A 13,748-nucleotide genomic window follows, 5' to 3' on the forward strand; every position below is an offset into this window, starting at 1 on the left:
CCGACCGGCGCAGCGGGCGTAGCGGCTCGCTCCGACGCGCAACCCGCCAGCGAGAGCCCGGCGAGAAGTCCAACGATCAAGCGCATATGCAGTCTCCGGCGATTCGATCTTGCGGACCCGGTATCAGCAACATCGCGCATGCGCGATCTCAATCCTCCCCGCCAGGGGGAGGTGGCAGCGAAGCTGACGGAGGGGGAGGAAGGGGCGACGCAAGAAGGGGGAGCACGTCGCCGTCCTCCCCCTCCGTCGCCTGCGGCGACACCTCCCCCTGGCGGGGGAGGATCAAACTTGCGACCAGCGTCAGCCGTCACCGACGCGTTCGATGTCGGCCCCGACGCCCTGCAGCTTTTCCTCCAGCCGCTCGTAACCGCGGTCGAGGTGATAGATGCGGCTGACCTGGGTCTCCCCGTCGGCGACCAGGCCGGCGAGGATCAGGCTCATCGATGCGCGAAGGTCGGTCGCCATCACTGGCGCGCCCACCATGCGGTCGACGCCGCGCACCACGGCGGTGCGCCCGCTGACGGTGATGTCCGCACCCATGCGCGCCAGTTCGGGCACGTGCATGTAGCGGTTTTCGAAGATCGTCTCGGTCAGCACGCTCGCGCCGTCCGCCTTGCACAGCATCGCCATGAACTGTGCCTGCATGTCGGTGGCGAAGCCCGGATAGGGCGCGGTCGACAGGGTGATCGGCTTGAGCGGGCCGTCAGCCGCGACGCGGATGCCGTTGGGCAGTTCCTCGATCGTCACGCCCGCCTCGACCAGCGCATCGAGCGTCGCGCGCATGTCGTCGGCCTTGGCCCCCTCCAGCACCACGTCGCCGCCGGTGATCGCAGCGGCGCAGGCATAGCTGCCCGCCTCAATCCGGTCGGGCATCACGGCATAGGTCGCGCCGTGAAGGCGGTCGCGGCCCTCGATCGTCAACGTTTCGGTGCCGATGCCATGGATCGACGCCCCCATCGCGACCAGCAGGTTGCACAGGTCGACGATCTCCGGCTCACGCGCCGCATTGTCGAGCACCGTGGTGCCGCGTGCAGTTACCGCAGCCATCAGCGCATTTTCGGTCGCACCGACCGACACGACCGGGAAGCGATACTTGCCACCGGGCAGGCGCCCGCCCGGTGCGGTCGCCTTCACATAGCCGGCGGCCAGCTCGATCTCCGCGCCCATCGCTTCGAGCGCCTTGAGGTGCAGGTCGATCGGGCGGTTGCCGATCGCGCAGCCGCCGGGCAGCGAGACGGTCGCCACCCCTTCACGGCCAAGCAACGGGCCGAGCACCAGGATCGACGCGCGCATCTTGCGCACGATGTCATACGGCGCGACGGTGGAGGTCAGGCGTGATGCGCGCACGGTCAGCACGCGACCGAAATCGGTGGGGCGTGTCCCCTCGATCGCGGTCGATGCGCCGAGTTCGTTGAGCAGGTGGCCGAAACTGTCGGCGTCGGCGAGGCGCGGCAAATTGCGCAGCGTCAGCGGCTCGTCGGTTAACAGCGCGCACGGCATGAGCGTCAACGCGGCGTTCTTCGCGCCGGATATAGCAATATTACCGGATAGGCGGTTTCCGCCGCGGATGAGAATACGGTCCATTGAGGGGCTTCTATCGCGTGAAAGGGCGCGCGCAAGTGCGGCCAACCGTTACGCGGCTTGATCGACTTTAATGCGCTGTTTTTTCAGGGCTGCTTTGCAGGAGGTAGTTGGGGGAAGGGACAGAGTGTCAGGGAGTTGTTTCGCGGAGATCCTGGGCGAGCTAATTACGCTCGTGCCGGGAGAGAAGGCCGCGCTCGAGCGTCTGGAGGAGCGGCAGCGTCATATCCGGCGTGGCGCGATCCTGCTGCGCGAGAATGAGCCGGCGGACGAACTGTATATTCTCCGCAAGGGACTGGTGATGAGCTATGTCCTGCTCGACGATGGCAGCCGCCAGATTCTGCGCTTCCACTTCCCCGGCGATGTGTTGGGCATTTCCAGCATCGTCTATCGCGAATCGCCCGAAACGCTGTGTGCGCTGTCCGATTGCGTGGTGTGCCCGTTCGATCGGCAAGCATTCAGTGCGCTGTGCGTCGCGCATCCGCGCCTGTCATCGCTGATCCTGGTGCTGTGCCAGATCGAGCGCGTGGCCCTGACCGATCGGCTCGCCGCGCTCGGCCGCACTTCCGCCAAGGCGCGCGTCGCGGCGCTGCTGCTCGAACTGCGCAACCGGCTGCGCGGGACCGACAAGACGATCGACAAGGCGTTCAACCTAGGCCTGACACAGGAGGAAATTGGCGATGCGACCGGTCTGACGTCGGTCCATGTCAACCGCATGCTGCGGCAGCTGGAGGAAGAGGGGATGATCGGGCGCGAATCGGGCCGGGTCACGCTGATCGATGAAGCGGCGCTCGCCCGCGCGGCGAATTATGTGAACCGGTACGAGGGGCTGGACCTCAGCTGGCTGCCCGAGCCGCGGTGACCCGGTCGCTTGGGGCCGCGTCGCGTGCTAGGCTGATCGCATGACCGAACCCGCCATCCTCAACTGGCGCCGCCTGAGCCCGGCGCTGACCAGTTCGGGCCAGCCGTCCGAAGCGCAGCTGGGCGAGATCGCCGCGCTCGGCATCAGTGATGTCATCAACCTTGGCCCGCATGAACATGTAAAGGCGCTGCCCGACGAAGCGGCCAGCGTCGCGGCGCTGGGAATGCGCTACTCCTATATCCCGGTGGATTTCGCCGCGCCGAGCGAGGATGATTATGCGGCATTCGTTGCCGCGATGGGTGAAGTCGAGGCGGCGGGGCGGACAGTGCATGTCCACTGCATCGTCAATGCGCGGGTGTCGGCGTTTCTCTACCGCTATCGCCGCGATGCAATCGGCGAAGCGGCGGCGCGGAAAGAGCTGGAGTCGGTGTGGCAGCCCGCCGGCGTGTGGGCCGCGTTTATCGGCGACACGCCGGTCGAAGGGGCCGAGCACCGCTATCGTGGGCGGGATTACTGAGCCTTACGCCTTTTCCAGAGTGCACTGCAGCGGGTGCTGGTTCTGCCGGGCGAAATCCATCACCTGCGCGACCTTGGTTTCCGCCACTTCGTAGCTGAACACGCCGCACACGCCGACGCCGCGCTGATGCACCTGCAGCATCACGCGCGTCGCCTCTTCCATGTCCATCTTGAAGAAGCGCTGCAGCACCAGGACGACGAACTCCATCGGGGTGTAATCGTCGTTGAGCATCAGCACGCGATAGGGCGTCGGCTTCTTGGTCTTGGCGCGCGTGCGGGTGACGACACCGGTATTGGTGCCTTCGTCATCGTCGCGATCGGGATCGCCCATCGTGATCGGCGTCATCGGGGTCGTGGTGCGCAGCGCTGTCATGAGGCTTGCGAAAATATGGCAGCGGTGAGTCGAGGGCAAGGGGGGAGCCGCGCGGGGACCGCATTTCATCGCCACCAACACGAAAAAGGGCGGCCGCGCATGGCGACCGCCCCGAATTCGTCCGATCAGGACCCTTGGCCGGATCAGGCCGCGGTCTTGATCTTTTCCATCGCGACCGCGACGCGGTTCGACACCGGCTGCGCGGCGTCGCCGGCGAGCTTGATGAACGCTTCGGTGTTCTTCGAAGTCTCGGCGACCATCGAGTCGAACGTGCTGCGGACATAATCGCTCTGCAGCTTGAAGAAGTCGGCCGGCGACTTGACCGCGGCCAGGCTCTTCATGGTGGCAGTCGCCTGCTCGAACTGCTTGCGGCTATATTCGGCAGCGTCCTGACCCAGGGTCTCGAGCCCCTTGGCAGCGATCTTGCCGCTTTCGACCAGCGCTTCGACATTGCCCTTGGCCAGCTCGGTCATTTCGCCGACCAGCTTGGTGTTCTTTTCGACAGCGGCCTTCGCCTTGTCGTTCAGTTCGGCGAACATCGCCTGGCTCTTTTCAATGGCTTCCATGGTATAGATTCCCTTGCTTGCGGTGTCCGCCATCTGCGGGGCGGTGTCTTCGATAATCTGGGTTACAGGTGCGGCGACCGTCTCAACGGCTTCCGCGACAGTTTCGACGACCGGTTCGACAATCTCTTCGATCACCGGAGCGGCCACTTCAGCGACCGGCTCGACCGGCGCGGCAACGGCCTCCACGACCGGCTCGGGCTTCGGCTCGACCACCGGCGCGGCGACCTTTGCGATCGGTGTCTTGGCTACCGGCTTTTTCGCCCCGGTACGCGGACCCTTGCTGGCCATATCGACGTCCTCGCTGCGATTATTGCAATGCAGCATATACGTCGAAGCAAGTCGCGTTTCAAGAGGCTTATTGTGCAGTGCACAAAAAATCTAGCGGGTTCGGACGTAACGTCCCGGCGCTGCGCCAAGTTCCTCATCTACCTTGGGAATTCTGGCATTTGTGGCAGGCACCCGTTTGCCGTCCAGTGTTTCGATCCACTTGATCCAGTCGGGCCACCAGCTGCCCTTGGTCTCAATCGCGCCTGCAACAAAATCGTCAAGATTTGCGGCACCAGCCTCGTTGATCCAATATTGATATTTGCCCGATGCCGGCGGGTTGACCACGCCCGCAATATGCCCCGATCCGGCGAGGACGAAGCGGATTGGCCCGGCCAGATGCCCGGTCAGCTTCCACACGCTGCGCGGGGGGGCGATATGATCCTCGCGCCCGGCCTGGACATAGGCAGGCGTGGTCACGCGGGTCAGGTCGATCGGCGTCCCCCCGATCGCCAGCGCGCCCGGCTGAATCAGGAGATTGTCGCGATACAGGTCGGACAGATAGCTCGCGTGCCACTTCGCGGGCAGGTTGGTGACGTCCGAATTCCAGTGGAGCAGGTCGAACGGGGTGTAATCCTCGCCCAGCAAATAGTTGCTGGTGACATAGTTCCAGATCAGGTCGCGCCCGCGCAGCAGGTTGAAGGTCGCGGCCATGTAGCGCCCGTCGAGAAAACCGTCGCTGGTCAGCGACTGGATCAGCGCCAGCTGCTCGTCATCGACGAAGACGTTGAGGTCGCCGGCTTCGCTGAAATCGACCTGTGCGGTGAAGAAGGTCGCGCTCTTGACCTTCGCCGCCTCGCCCCGCGCGGCGAGCACGGCGAGTGTCGCGGCGAGCGTGGTCCCGGCGACGCAATAGCCGATCGTGTGCACGCTCTTGACGCCGAGCAGGTCGCGGATCGTGTCGATCGCGTCGATCTGGCCGCGCTCGACATAATCGTCCCACACGACATCGGCCATGGTCGCGTCGGCCGATTTCCACGACACGACGAACACGGTCAGCCCCTGCTCCACCGCCCAGCGGATGAAGCTCTTCTCGGGCGTCAAATCCAGGATGTAGAAGCGGTTGATCCAGGGCGGAAAGATCACCAGCGGCGTTTCGAACACCGTGTCGGTCGTCGGCGAATACTGGATCAGCTCATACAGCGGCGTGCGCTTGACCACCCGGCCCGGCGTGGTCGCGATGTTTTCGCCCACCGCGAACGCGCCCTCGACCGTCTGGGTCATCTGCCCCTTGGACAGGTCGTTGAGCATGTGGGCGAGGCCCTTGAGCAGGTTCTCGCCCTTGGTCTCGATCGTCCGTTCGACCACCAGCGGGTTGGTGGCGGGGAAGTTGCTCGGGCTCATCGCGTCGATGAACCCCTGCGTCGCGAAGCGCAGTTGCTCCTTCTGCTTCGGGGTCAGACCTTCGATCTGGTCGACGCCCTTGAGCAGGTGGCTGGACAGCGTGAGGTAGCTTTGCCGGATGAAGTCGAACACCGGCTGTTCGCGCCATTGCGGCGCCTTGAAGCGCTTGTCGCGCGCCTGCTCGGGCGTTTCCTCGAACTTGGGCGCTGCAGCGGGGTCGAGAAAACGCTGCCACAAGGTCATCGTGTCGGCCCAGAATTCCGCGCCAGCGCGCATCGCTGCGGCCGGGTCCATAGGCGGGACGCTCGGCATTGCGGGCATCGTCGGCATCTGTCCGGCGAAATCCAGCCCCTGCTCCATCATCATCTGCTGTGCGCGGCCGAACACCCAGGTCCAGTGCTGAAGATCCTCCAGCGCGGGCTTGGCATCGGCACCGGCCTCAGCGGCGGGCGCGGGATCGGGCTTCGGCTTGGCCGCGCGTTTGGCCTTGGGCTTGGCGGCGGCTGCGGCGGTGTCGGGCTTCGTCTTCGCGGTCGTCGTCTTTTTCTTTGCCGTCGCCACGTGCCTCTCCTCTGGCTTGCCGCCCTTCCCCCTGTATAACGAGGCATCGCGCGAAGCGCACCACCCCGAGGAGCCGGAACCCAAGACGATGTCCGAAGAATTCTACCGCATGAAGCGCCTGCCCCCATACGTCATCGCCGAAGTCAATGCGATGCGGGCAGCGGCGCGCGCGGCGGGCGAGGACATTATCGACCTGGGCATGGGCAATCCCGACCTGCCCCCGCCGGACCATGTCATCGAAAAGCTGATCGAAGTCGCGCGCAAGCCCGACGCGCATGGCTATTCGCAGTCCAAGGGCATCCCTGGCCTGCGCCGCGCCCAAGCCAATTATTATGGCCGCCGCTTCGGCGTCGATATCGATCCCGATAGCGAGGTCGTCGTGACGATGGGGTCGAAGGAGGGGCTGGCCAGCCTCGCCACTGCGATCACCGCGCCGGGCGATGTCGTGCTCGCGCCGAACCCGAGCTATCCGATCCACACCTTCGGCTTCATTCTGGCGGGCGCGACGATCCGCGCGGTGCCGACCACGCCGAACGAAGCCTATTTCGAGAGCCTCGAGCGCGCGATTGCCTTCACCGTGCCGCGGCCGAGCATCCTCGTCGTCAACTATCCGTCCAACCCGACGGCGGAAACGGTCGACCTCGCTTTTTACGAGCGGCTGGTTGCCTGGGCGAAGGAGAACAAGGTGTGGATCCTGTCCGACCTTGCCTATTCGGAGCTCTATTTCAACGGCAAGCCGACCGTGTCGATCCTGCAGGTGCCGGGCGCCAAGGACGTGGCGATCGAGTTCACCTCGCTGTCCAAGACCTATTCGATGGCAGGGTGGCGCATGGGCTTTGCCGTCGGCAACAAACAGCTGATCGCGGCAATGACGCGGGTGAAGTCGTACCTCGATTATGGTGCCTTTACCCCGATCCAGGCGGCTGCCTGCGCCGCGCTCAACGGACCGCAGGACATCGTCGAGAAGAACCGCGTCCTATATCACAAGCGCCGCGACGTGCTGGTCGAGAGCTTCGGTCGCGCCGGATGGGACATCCCGCCCCCGCCCGCGTCGATGTTCGCCTGGGCCCCGCTCCCGCCCGCGCTGGCGCATCTTGGCAGCCTCGAATTTTCCAAGCAGCTGCTGACCCACGCCAAGGTCGCAGTCGCACCCGGCGTCGGCTATGGCGAGAATGGCGAAGGGTTCGTGCGCATCGCGATGGTCGAGAATGAACAAAGGCTGCGGCAGGCGGCGCGCAACGTGAAGAAATATCTGCAATCGATGGGCGTCAACACCGGCGCGAAATCGGCCTGAACGAAAAAGGGGCGCTCCGACCGGAGCGCCCCTTTCCGTTACCGATCCGGATGGATCAGAAGCGGAAACCGAACCCGACCGACGCCTGGCGGCGCTGCAGGTTGAAGCCGGTGCCATAGAAGTCACCGAAGTCGGCATAGGCCGCTTCAAGATTGACATAAGCGTTCTTCGACACCGACAGTTCGACGCCGAGCGCGCCATAGACGCCGCCCTTGCTGTCGCTCGCGGTGGTCGCGCCGCTGCTCGCTTCGATCGTCAGCGAGGCATAGCCGAGCTTGCCATACAGCGCGGTGGTCGGGCTGAGCTCGACGCCGACGCGCCCGCCGGCGGCCAGGTTACCCTTGACCTTGAGGCAATCAGGACCGTCGCACAGTTCGACACCCGAAAATTCATAGTTCACGAACGGGCCGACGGTAACCTTGTTGCTGACCGCGAGGTCGAAGCCGATTTCGGCGCCATAGGACACCGCGCTGCCGATCTTGTAGATATCGCCATCGCCGCTGACGGTCGGGGTTTCGTAGCCGAGACGCGCCTCGATGCGCGCGCCGTCGAACAGATTGCCTGCCGACTCTTCTTCCTGCGCGAATGCGACGCCGGGCAGGCACGTAAGGGCCGCCGCGGCGACCAGAAGCTTCTTCATAATTCCCCCTTTATCGGTGGCCGGGACGGCCTGAAAAACCCACCATAAGTGTTTGATTCAACGGGCGCGCTGCCGATATTGCGGCACCACTTTGTCGTCCATTCGAATTTCTTGCGGACCCGGGTGCGAAAGGTTGAATTCGGGACAGTGTTGCGCCACTGCAACGACATGACCCGCCCCGGCTTTGCCTTTTCCCACCGACTGCGCGTGCGCTATGCCGAGATTGACGGGCAGAAGGTCGTGTTCAACTCGCGCTACCTTGAATATGCGGATGTCGCGCTGAGCGAATATTGGCGCTGGCTGCGGCTCGCCGAGCTGCCCGAATGGCAGGCGATGGAGTTTCACGTCGCGCGCGCCACGGTCGATTACAAGGCGCCGTTCCGTTACGACGATGAATTCGATGCCTTTGCCCGCACCGCGCGGATCGGCACGTCGAGCGTGACCAGCCTGATCGAACTGGTCCATGCCGAAACCGGCGTGCTGCATACCGTGATCGAGCTGGTTCATGTGAATGTCGATCTCGACGCTGGACGGTCGACGCCGATCCCGCCGGAAATCCGCAATCGCATGCTGGGAACCGACTGATTTTGCAGAGTAGGTGCGCGCCCGGAGCTGCGGGAAACGCGCCGTTAACAGGTGGGGGCTAACCTCTGTCCATGCGCCGCGGTCGCCTGTCCCAATCCAGTTTGCTGGTCGTCGTTGCGGTCGCGCTGACCTATTTCCTGTGCGCCGTCGGCGCGATCGCGTTCACCCGGCTGAGCGGCCATGTCGCCCTGCTGTGGCTTGCCAGCGCGCTGCTGGTCGGGGCGCTGCTGACCCGGCCGGCAACCGAACGCCCGCTGCATGTCGCGAGCTGTTTTGCAGCATCGGTCGCGGCGACGCTGGCCGTGTCGCCCTATGCGCCACTGGCACCGATCTTTGCCGTTGCGAACATTGCCGAGGCACTGATCGCCTGGGCACTGCTGCGCGGATTGAGGGTCGATGCGCGCATGTTTCTGTCGCTCCCCGCGCTCGCCGTGTTCGTGGCTGCGGCAGGGATCGTCGCTCCGCTTGCCAGCGGAGTGATCCCGGCGATCACGCTCGCGCTCTATCAAGGGGCGGACCCGTGGCTGGTGTGGCTCAGCTGGGCCATCGGCCACGGCCTGGGCGCGTTGATCGGCACGCCGATCGCGCTGCTCGCGCTGGCCGGCTCCACCTATCGCGACCGGTTCAGCGGCCCCGTTGCACGCCGCCGTTTCTTCGGCATTGCGCTGCTGATCAGCGCGGTGACCGGCCTGTGCTTCGCCCAGTCGCAGCTGCCGCTGCTGTTCGTGCCGATCCTGCCGCTGATCATCGCCACCATGGCGTTTCGCGTCGCCGGGGCGACGCTGGGCGTGTTCGTGATCGCACTGATCGGGGCCGGCTTCACCGTCGCAGGCATGGGGCCGCTCGAACTGATCGACGGGAGCGATGCGTTCCGGCTGCAGTTCTTCCAATTCTATCTCGCCATGCTGTTCCTGATCGCGGTGCCCTTCGCGACGATGATCGCGCAGAACCAGCGCCTTGCCGCATCGGTCGCACTGAGCGAGGCACGCTATCGGCTCATTTCCGAACATGTATCCGACGTGGTGCTGACGCTCGACCCGAGGGGCGCGGTGGAGTTCGCATCCCCATCGATGCGGGAGGTGACCGGCCATGTGCCCGAGACGATCATCGGCAAGAGCCCGTCCGAGCTGGTCCATGATGTCGATCGCGAGCGGGTGCGCGAAGCCTATCGCCACGTGATCGCCGAGCCGGAGCGCGTCCACCGCTTCGAATTTCGCGGCCATACCGCGACCGGCGGCATCCGCTGGTTCGAGACCACCGCACGCGCCGTTCGCGACGCCGATCAGGCGGTGGTAAATGTGGTCACGGTCGTGCGCGAGGTCAGCCAGCGCAAGGCGCGCGAAGCCGATCTGCTGCGCCAGGCCAATACCGATCCGATGACCGGCGTGCTCAACCGCCGCGCGTTCCAGGATCGGATCGATCAGTTCCGCGCCGACACGCCCGACCGGCCGGGAACGCTCGCTCTGTTCGATCTCGACCATTTCAAGCGGGTCAATGACAGCCACGGCCATGACGCGGGGGACGCCGCGCTGCTCCATTTTGCCGATGTGCTGCGCGCCAATCTGCGCGTCGAGGACGTGATCGGGCGACTGGGCGGCGAGGAATTCGCGGTGCTGTTCCCTGGCCTGTCGACCGCCGCCGCGATGGCGGCGTGCGAGCGGGTGCGCAGCTCGCTGCAGGATGCGCGGATCCATGCCGGGGACGCGATCTTCACGATCACGGTCAGCGCCGGGGTCGCGCCGATCCGCCCGGACCTGTCGTCGGACGAAGTCTTCCGCGTCGCCGATGCAGCGCTGTATCGCGCCAAGTCGCGCGGCCGCAACCGCAGCGAGCTCGCCGCCGCCTGATTATTCGGCGGCTTCGGCCGGGCTTTCGCCGACCACATCCTCCGGCAACGACCATAGCAGATCGTGCTTGCCGAGCACGCGCCCGTCATGGCTGCGCACCTGAACCGGCGCGATGCGGCGATGGTCGCGCGCGTCGACCAGCACCGGCGTCGCGGGCATTCCGGTCTCCCACCGCTCGCCCCATTGCCGCAGTGCAACCATGGTCGGGAGCAGCGCGAACCCCTTTTCGGTCAGGCGATATTCGACCTTCCGCCGATCATCGTCACAGGTCTGTCGCGCGAGGATGCCATGATCGACGAGTCGCGTGAGCCGATTGGCGAGGATGTTGCGCGCGATGCCGAGTTCCGACTGGAACTCCTCGAAATGATAGAGGCCGTTGAACGCGGCGCGCAGGATCAGGAAGGACCAGCGCTCTCCCATCGCCTCCAACGCCGCCGGAAGGCTGCAATTGGTGGCGAGCTGTCGCAGCGGTTCTCGCAGTCCAGTGTGACCCATAACCGCCAAATCTACCCTAATTTCACCGCCGCACAACGCGATAAGTTCCTTGCGGTGCAGCAACAGTTTTCAGTTGCAACTGAATACCTATCGGAGTAGGTAGCGATTCGCAACCTTTGTTGCAGTGCACCCCAGGGAGAGTATCATGATCCGCTTCGCCCCGATCGCCGCTGCCGCGCTCTGCCTGAGCGCCGCGACCCCCGCCCTGGCCCAGTCGGGCCATTACACCGCCGTTCCGGCGGAAGCGCCGAAGAAGGCCAGCTTCATCACCCAGACCACGGTCTGGAAGTGCAAGGACGGCACCTGCGCCGCGCCCAAGTCGACCATGACCGACAAGGTGATGTGCGAGCGTGTCGTGCAGCGAGTCGGTGCGCTGAGCACCTTCACCGTCGCCGGCACCGCGTTCGACGCAGAGGCGCTCGCCGCCTGCAACGCACGCGCCAAGTAAGCGCTTGAGCCAGGTTCAGCTTCGCTGAACGGCGGTGCCCGCCCGCTCCAGCTCGGCTGGATCGCAAACGCGCCACACAGCCGTCACTTCGACGCAACAGTGAAACGGGCATCGGCCAGCGGCGGTGCCCGTTTTGCGTGAATCCTGTTGCAAAGCAGCAGCATCACCCCCCACATTCGCATTGTGCTGCGTCAATATGAACTCGTCGATCGGGTCCTGTCCTACGACCCCGAAGCCAATGAGGCGCTGCTGAACCGCGCCTATGTGTTTTCGATGCACGCGCATGGCAGTCAGAAGCGCGCGAACGGCGACCCCTATTTCAGCCATCCGATCGAGGTGGCGGGCATCCTGACCGACCTGCATCTCGACGACGAGACGATCGCCACCGCGATCCTGCACGACACGATCGAGGATACGGTCGCCACGCCCGAAGAGATCCTCGCCAAGTTCGGGCCGAGCGTCGCGCGACTGGTCGACGGCGTGACCAAGCTGTCCAAGATCGAGGCGCAGACCGAAAGCGAGCGAGCGGCGGAGAATCTGCGCAAATTCCTGCTCGCCATGTCGGACGACATTCGCGTGCTGCTGGTCAAGCTCGCCGACCGGCTGCACAATATGCGCACGCTGCACCATATCGCGAAGCCCGAGAAGCGGCGGCGGATCGCGCGCGAGACGATGGACATCTACGCCCCGCTCGCCGAGCGGATCGGCATGTACGAGTTCATGAAGGAGATGCAGACGCTCGCCTTCCAGCAGCTCGAGCCCGAAGCGCATGAATCGATCACCCGGCGGCTCGCGGCGCTGACCGTCGAGGGCGAGGACCGCATCGCCAAGATCGGATCGGGCCTCAAGTTGCTGCTGTCGCGCGGCGGGGTCGAGGCGGACATTTCGGGGCGCGAGAAACACCCCTATTCGATCTGGAAGAAAATGTCGGAGCGGCACGTCAGCTTCGAACAACTGTCCGACATCATGGCATTCCGCGCGATCGTGGGCACCGAAGAAGAGTGCTACCGCGCGCTCGGCATCATCCATCGCCGCTGGCCGATGGTGCCGGGGCGGTTCAAGGATTATATCTCGACGCCCAAGCGCAACGGCTACCGCTCGCTGCACACCAGCATCATCCATGCCGGCGACACCCGCGTCGAAATCCAGATCCGCACGCGCGAGATGCACAGCCAGGCCGAGCACGGCCTCGCCGCGCACTGGTCGTACAAGCAGAACGCCGTGCGCCCCGATACGCAGGTCAGCTGGATCCGCGATCTGGTCGACATCCTCGAACAGGCCGAAAGCCCCGAGGAGCTGCTCGAACATACCAAGATGGCGATGTATCAGGATCGCATCTTCGCCTTCACGCCCAAGGGCGAACTGATCCAGCTGCCCAAGGGCGCGACCCCGATCGACTTTGCCTATGCGGTGCACACCGACCTTGGCGATCAGGCGGTGGGCGCGAAGATCAACGGCCGCGTCGTCCCGCTGCGCACCGAAATCGCGCAGGGCGATCAGGTCGCGATCCTGCGCTCTAAAGCGCAGCGACCGCAGGACAATTGGCTGAACTTCGCGATCACCGGCAAGGCGCGCGCGGCGATCCGCCGCCACCTGCGCCACAAGGAGCGGCACGAGACGATCGCGCTGGGGCGCAAGCTCTATGACGAGATTGTTGGCCGCCTGCCCGTCCCGATCGGTGAGGAGGCGCTGGGGGCCGCGCTGACCCGGCTCAAGTTCGAGGATGCCGATGCGCTGATGGAGGCGATCGCGCGGCAAAAGGTCACCGACGCGCAGGTGATGGAAGCGCTGATGCCCGGATCGACCGAGGATGAAGCGCTGCTCCAACCGGTGCAGCGCGTCCCGATCTCGATCAAGGGGCTGACTCCCGGCGTCGCCTTTAACCTGGCCACCTGCTGCCACCCGGTCCCCGGCGACCGCATCGTCGGGGTGCGTCAGCCAGACGCGCCGATCGAAATCCACCAGATCAGCTGCGCCACGCTCGATGCGGTCGAGGATCAGGACTGGGTCGATATCGGCTGGGGTGACAAGGCCGAGGGTGGCACCGCGCGCATCGCGGTGACGCTGAAGAACGAACCCGGTGCACTCGGCGCGGTCGCGACCCTGCTCGGCCAGCACAAGGCGAACATCCTCAACATCCGCTTCGACACGCGCGACACGACCTTCCACACCAACATGATCGATGTCGAGGTGCGCGACGCCGCGCATCTGATGAAACTGATCGCGGCGCTGCGCGCGGCGGACGCGGTGAGTTCGGCGGAGCGGGTCTAGCCGTTTTCGACAAATTATGGCTGGAATCTGCACGGTCCGGC

General features: G+C 64.9%; 13 protein-coding genes. 7 read left to right on the forward strand and 6 right to left on the reverse strand.

The genetic code is table 11. The annotated features are described in order from the left end of the window. Positions 1-300: 300 nt before the first annotated feature. Positions 301-1,584: a UDP-N-acetylglucosamine 1-carboxyvinyltransferase gene (gene murA, locus AX681_RS11860; protein ID WP_066655490.1), complete on the reverse strand. Its 1,284-nt coding sequence runs from the start codon at positions 1,582-1,584 to the stop codon at positions 301-303. Between the two features lie 124 nt (positions 1,585-1,708). Here murA and AX681_RS11865 point away from each other — a divergent pair, with 124 nt between their 5' ends. After that, the gene (locus tag AX681_RS11865; protein ID WP_231733610.1) at positions 1,709-2,443 is read left to right on the forward strand and encodes a Crp/Fnr family transcriptional regulator; all 735 of its coding nucleotides are present in this window, start codon (positions 1,709-1,711) and stop codon (positions 2,441-2,443) included. Positions 2,444-2,483: 40 nt separating this feature from the next. Then, positions 2,484-2,960, forward strand: coding sequence for a protein tyrosine phosphatase family protein (locus AX681_RS11870; protein WP_066655495.1), 477 nt, complete (start codon positions 2,484-2,486; stop codon positions 2,958-2,960). A gap of 3 nt (positions 2,961-2,963) precedes the next feature. Here the strand turns inward: AX681_RS11870 and clpS are convergent, their stop codons facing one another. The 3 genes from clpS to AX681_RS11885 all read right to left on the reverse strand — a co-directional run bounded on the left by clpS (position 2,964) and on the right by AX681_RS11885 (position 5,980). Beyond that, positions 2,964-3,305 (reverse strand): ATP-dependent Clp protease adapter ClpS, encoded by a 342-nt coding sequence (gene clpS / locus AX681_RS11875; RefSeq protein ID WP_066655501.1) that lies wholly within the window; start codon positions 3,303-3,305, stop codon positions 2,964-2,966. 170 nt (positions 3,306-3,475) lie between these two features. Further along, positions 3,476-4,186, reverse strand: a complete 711-nt coding sequence (gene phaP / locus AX681_RS11880) for a phasin family protein (protein WP_066655503.1) — start codon at positions 4,184-4,186, stop codon at positions 3,476-3,478. 90 nt (positions 4,187-4,276) lie between these two features. Next, entirely contained in the window at positions 4,277-5,980 is a 1,704-nt protein-coding gene (locus AX681_RS11885) for a PHA/PHB synthase family protein (RefSeq protein WP_066682310.1), read from the reverse strand. 235 nt (positions 5,981-6,215) lie between these two features. Here AX681_RS11885 and AX681_RS11890 point away from each other — a divergent pair, with 235 nt between their 5' ends. Then, positions 6,216-7,421 (forward strand): LL-diaminopimelate aminotransferase, encoded by a 1,206-nt coding sequence (locus AX681_RS11890; protein ID WP_066664997.1) that lies wholly within the window; start codon positions 6,216-6,218, stop codon positions 7,419-7,421. Positions 7,422-7,476: 55 nt separating this feature from the next. Here the strand turns inward: AX681_RS11890 and AX681_RS11895 are convergent, their stop codons facing one another. Next, positions 7,477-8,061, reverse strand: a complete 585-nt coding sequence (locus tag AX681_RS11895) for a porin family protein (protein ID WP_066664959.1) — start codon at positions 8,059-8,061, stop codon at positions 7,477-7,479. A 123-nt stretch (positions 8,062-8,184) separates the two neighbouring features. Here AX681_RS11895 and AX681_RS11900 point away from each other — a divergent pair, with 123 nt between their 5' ends. Both AX681_RS11900 and AX681_RS11905 read left to right on the forward strand, forming a co-directional pair. Beyond that, positions 8,185-8,646 (forward strand): acyl-CoA thioesterase, encoded by a 462-nt coding sequence (locus AX681_RS11900; protein ID WP_331710013.1) that lies wholly within the window; start codon positions 8,185-8,187, stop codon positions 8,644-8,646. A 71-nt stretch (positions 8,647-8,717) separates the two neighbouring features. Further along, the gene (locus AX681_RS11905; RefSeq protein WP_082738159.1) at positions 8,718-10,493 is read left to right on the forward strand and encodes a sensor domain-containing diguanylate cyclase; all 1,776 of its coding nucleotides are present in this window, start codon (positions 8,718-8,720) and stop codon (positions 10,491-10,493) included. Here AX681_RS11905 and AX681_RS11910 read toward each other — a convergent pair whose 3' ends face one another. Then, a complete protein-coding gene (locus tag AX681_RS11910; RefSeq protein ID WP_066664966.1) occupies positions 10,494-10,988 on the reverse strand; it encodes a winged helix-turn-helix transcriptional regulator in 495 nt (164 codons plus the stop codon). A gap of 145 nt (positions 10,989-11,133) precedes the next feature. On the opposite strand from AX681_RS11910, the gene AX681_RS11915 reads away from it, so the two are divergent. Further along, a complete protein-coding gene (locus AX681_RS11915; RefSeq protein WP_066664968.1) occupies positions 11,134-11,436 on the forward strand; it encodes a CC_3452 family protein in 303 nt (100 codons plus the stop codon). Positions 11,437-11,619: 183 nt separating this feature from the next. Then, complete coding sequence (locus AX681_RS11920) at positions 11,620-13,707, forward strand: RelA/SpoT family protein (RefSeq protein ID WP_066665000.1); 2,088 nt, start codon at positions 11,620-11,622, stop codon at positions 13,705-13,707. The last annotated feature ends 41 nt before the right edge of the window (positions 13,708-13,748 follow it).

It is taken from the genome of Sphingomonas sp. CCH9-E2 (assembly GCF_001557215.1).
Classification (GTDB): domain Bacteria; phylum Pseudomonadota; class Alphaproteobacteria; order Sphingomonadales; family Sphingomonadaceae; genus Sphingomonas.

Bases quoted from the DNA above. Each gene is read 5' to 3' on its own strand.
- AX681_RS11890 (WP_066664997.1), top strand. From the start codon at position 6,216: ATGTCCGAAGAATTCTACCGCATGAAGCGCCTGCCCCCATACGTCATC.
- AX681_RS11895 (WP_066664959.1), bottom strand. From the start codon at position 8,061: ATGAAGAAGCTTCTGGTCGCCGCGGCGGCCCTTACGTGCCTGCCCGGC.
- AX681_RS11910 (WP_066664966.1), bottom strand. From the start codon at position 10,988: ATGGGTCACACTGGACTGCGAGAACCGCTGCGACAGCTCGCCACCAAT.
- murA (WP_066655490.1), bottom strand. From the start codon at position 1,584: ATGGACCGTATTCTCATCCGCGGCGGAAACCGCCTATCCGGTAATATT.
- AX681_RS11905 (WP_082738159.1), top strand. From the start codon at position 8,718: ATGCGCCGCGGTCGCCTGTCCCAATCCAGTTTGCTGGTCGTCGTTGCG.
- AX681_RS11915 (WP_066664968.1), top strand. From the start codon at position 11,134: ATGATCCGCTTCGCCCCGATCGCCGCTGCCGCGCTCTGCCTGAGCGCC.
- clpS (WP_066655501.1), bottom strand. From the start codon at position 3,305: ATGACGCCGATCACGATGGGCGATCCCGATCGCGACGATGACGAAGGC.
- phaP (WP_066655503.1), bottom strand. From the start codon at position 4,186: ATGGCCAGCAAGGGTCCGCGTACCGGGGCGAAAAAGCCGGTAGCCAAG.
- AX681_RS11870 (WP_066655495.1), top strand. From the start codon at position 2,484: ATGACCGAACCCGCCATCCTCAACTGGCGCCGCCTGAGCCCGGCGCTG.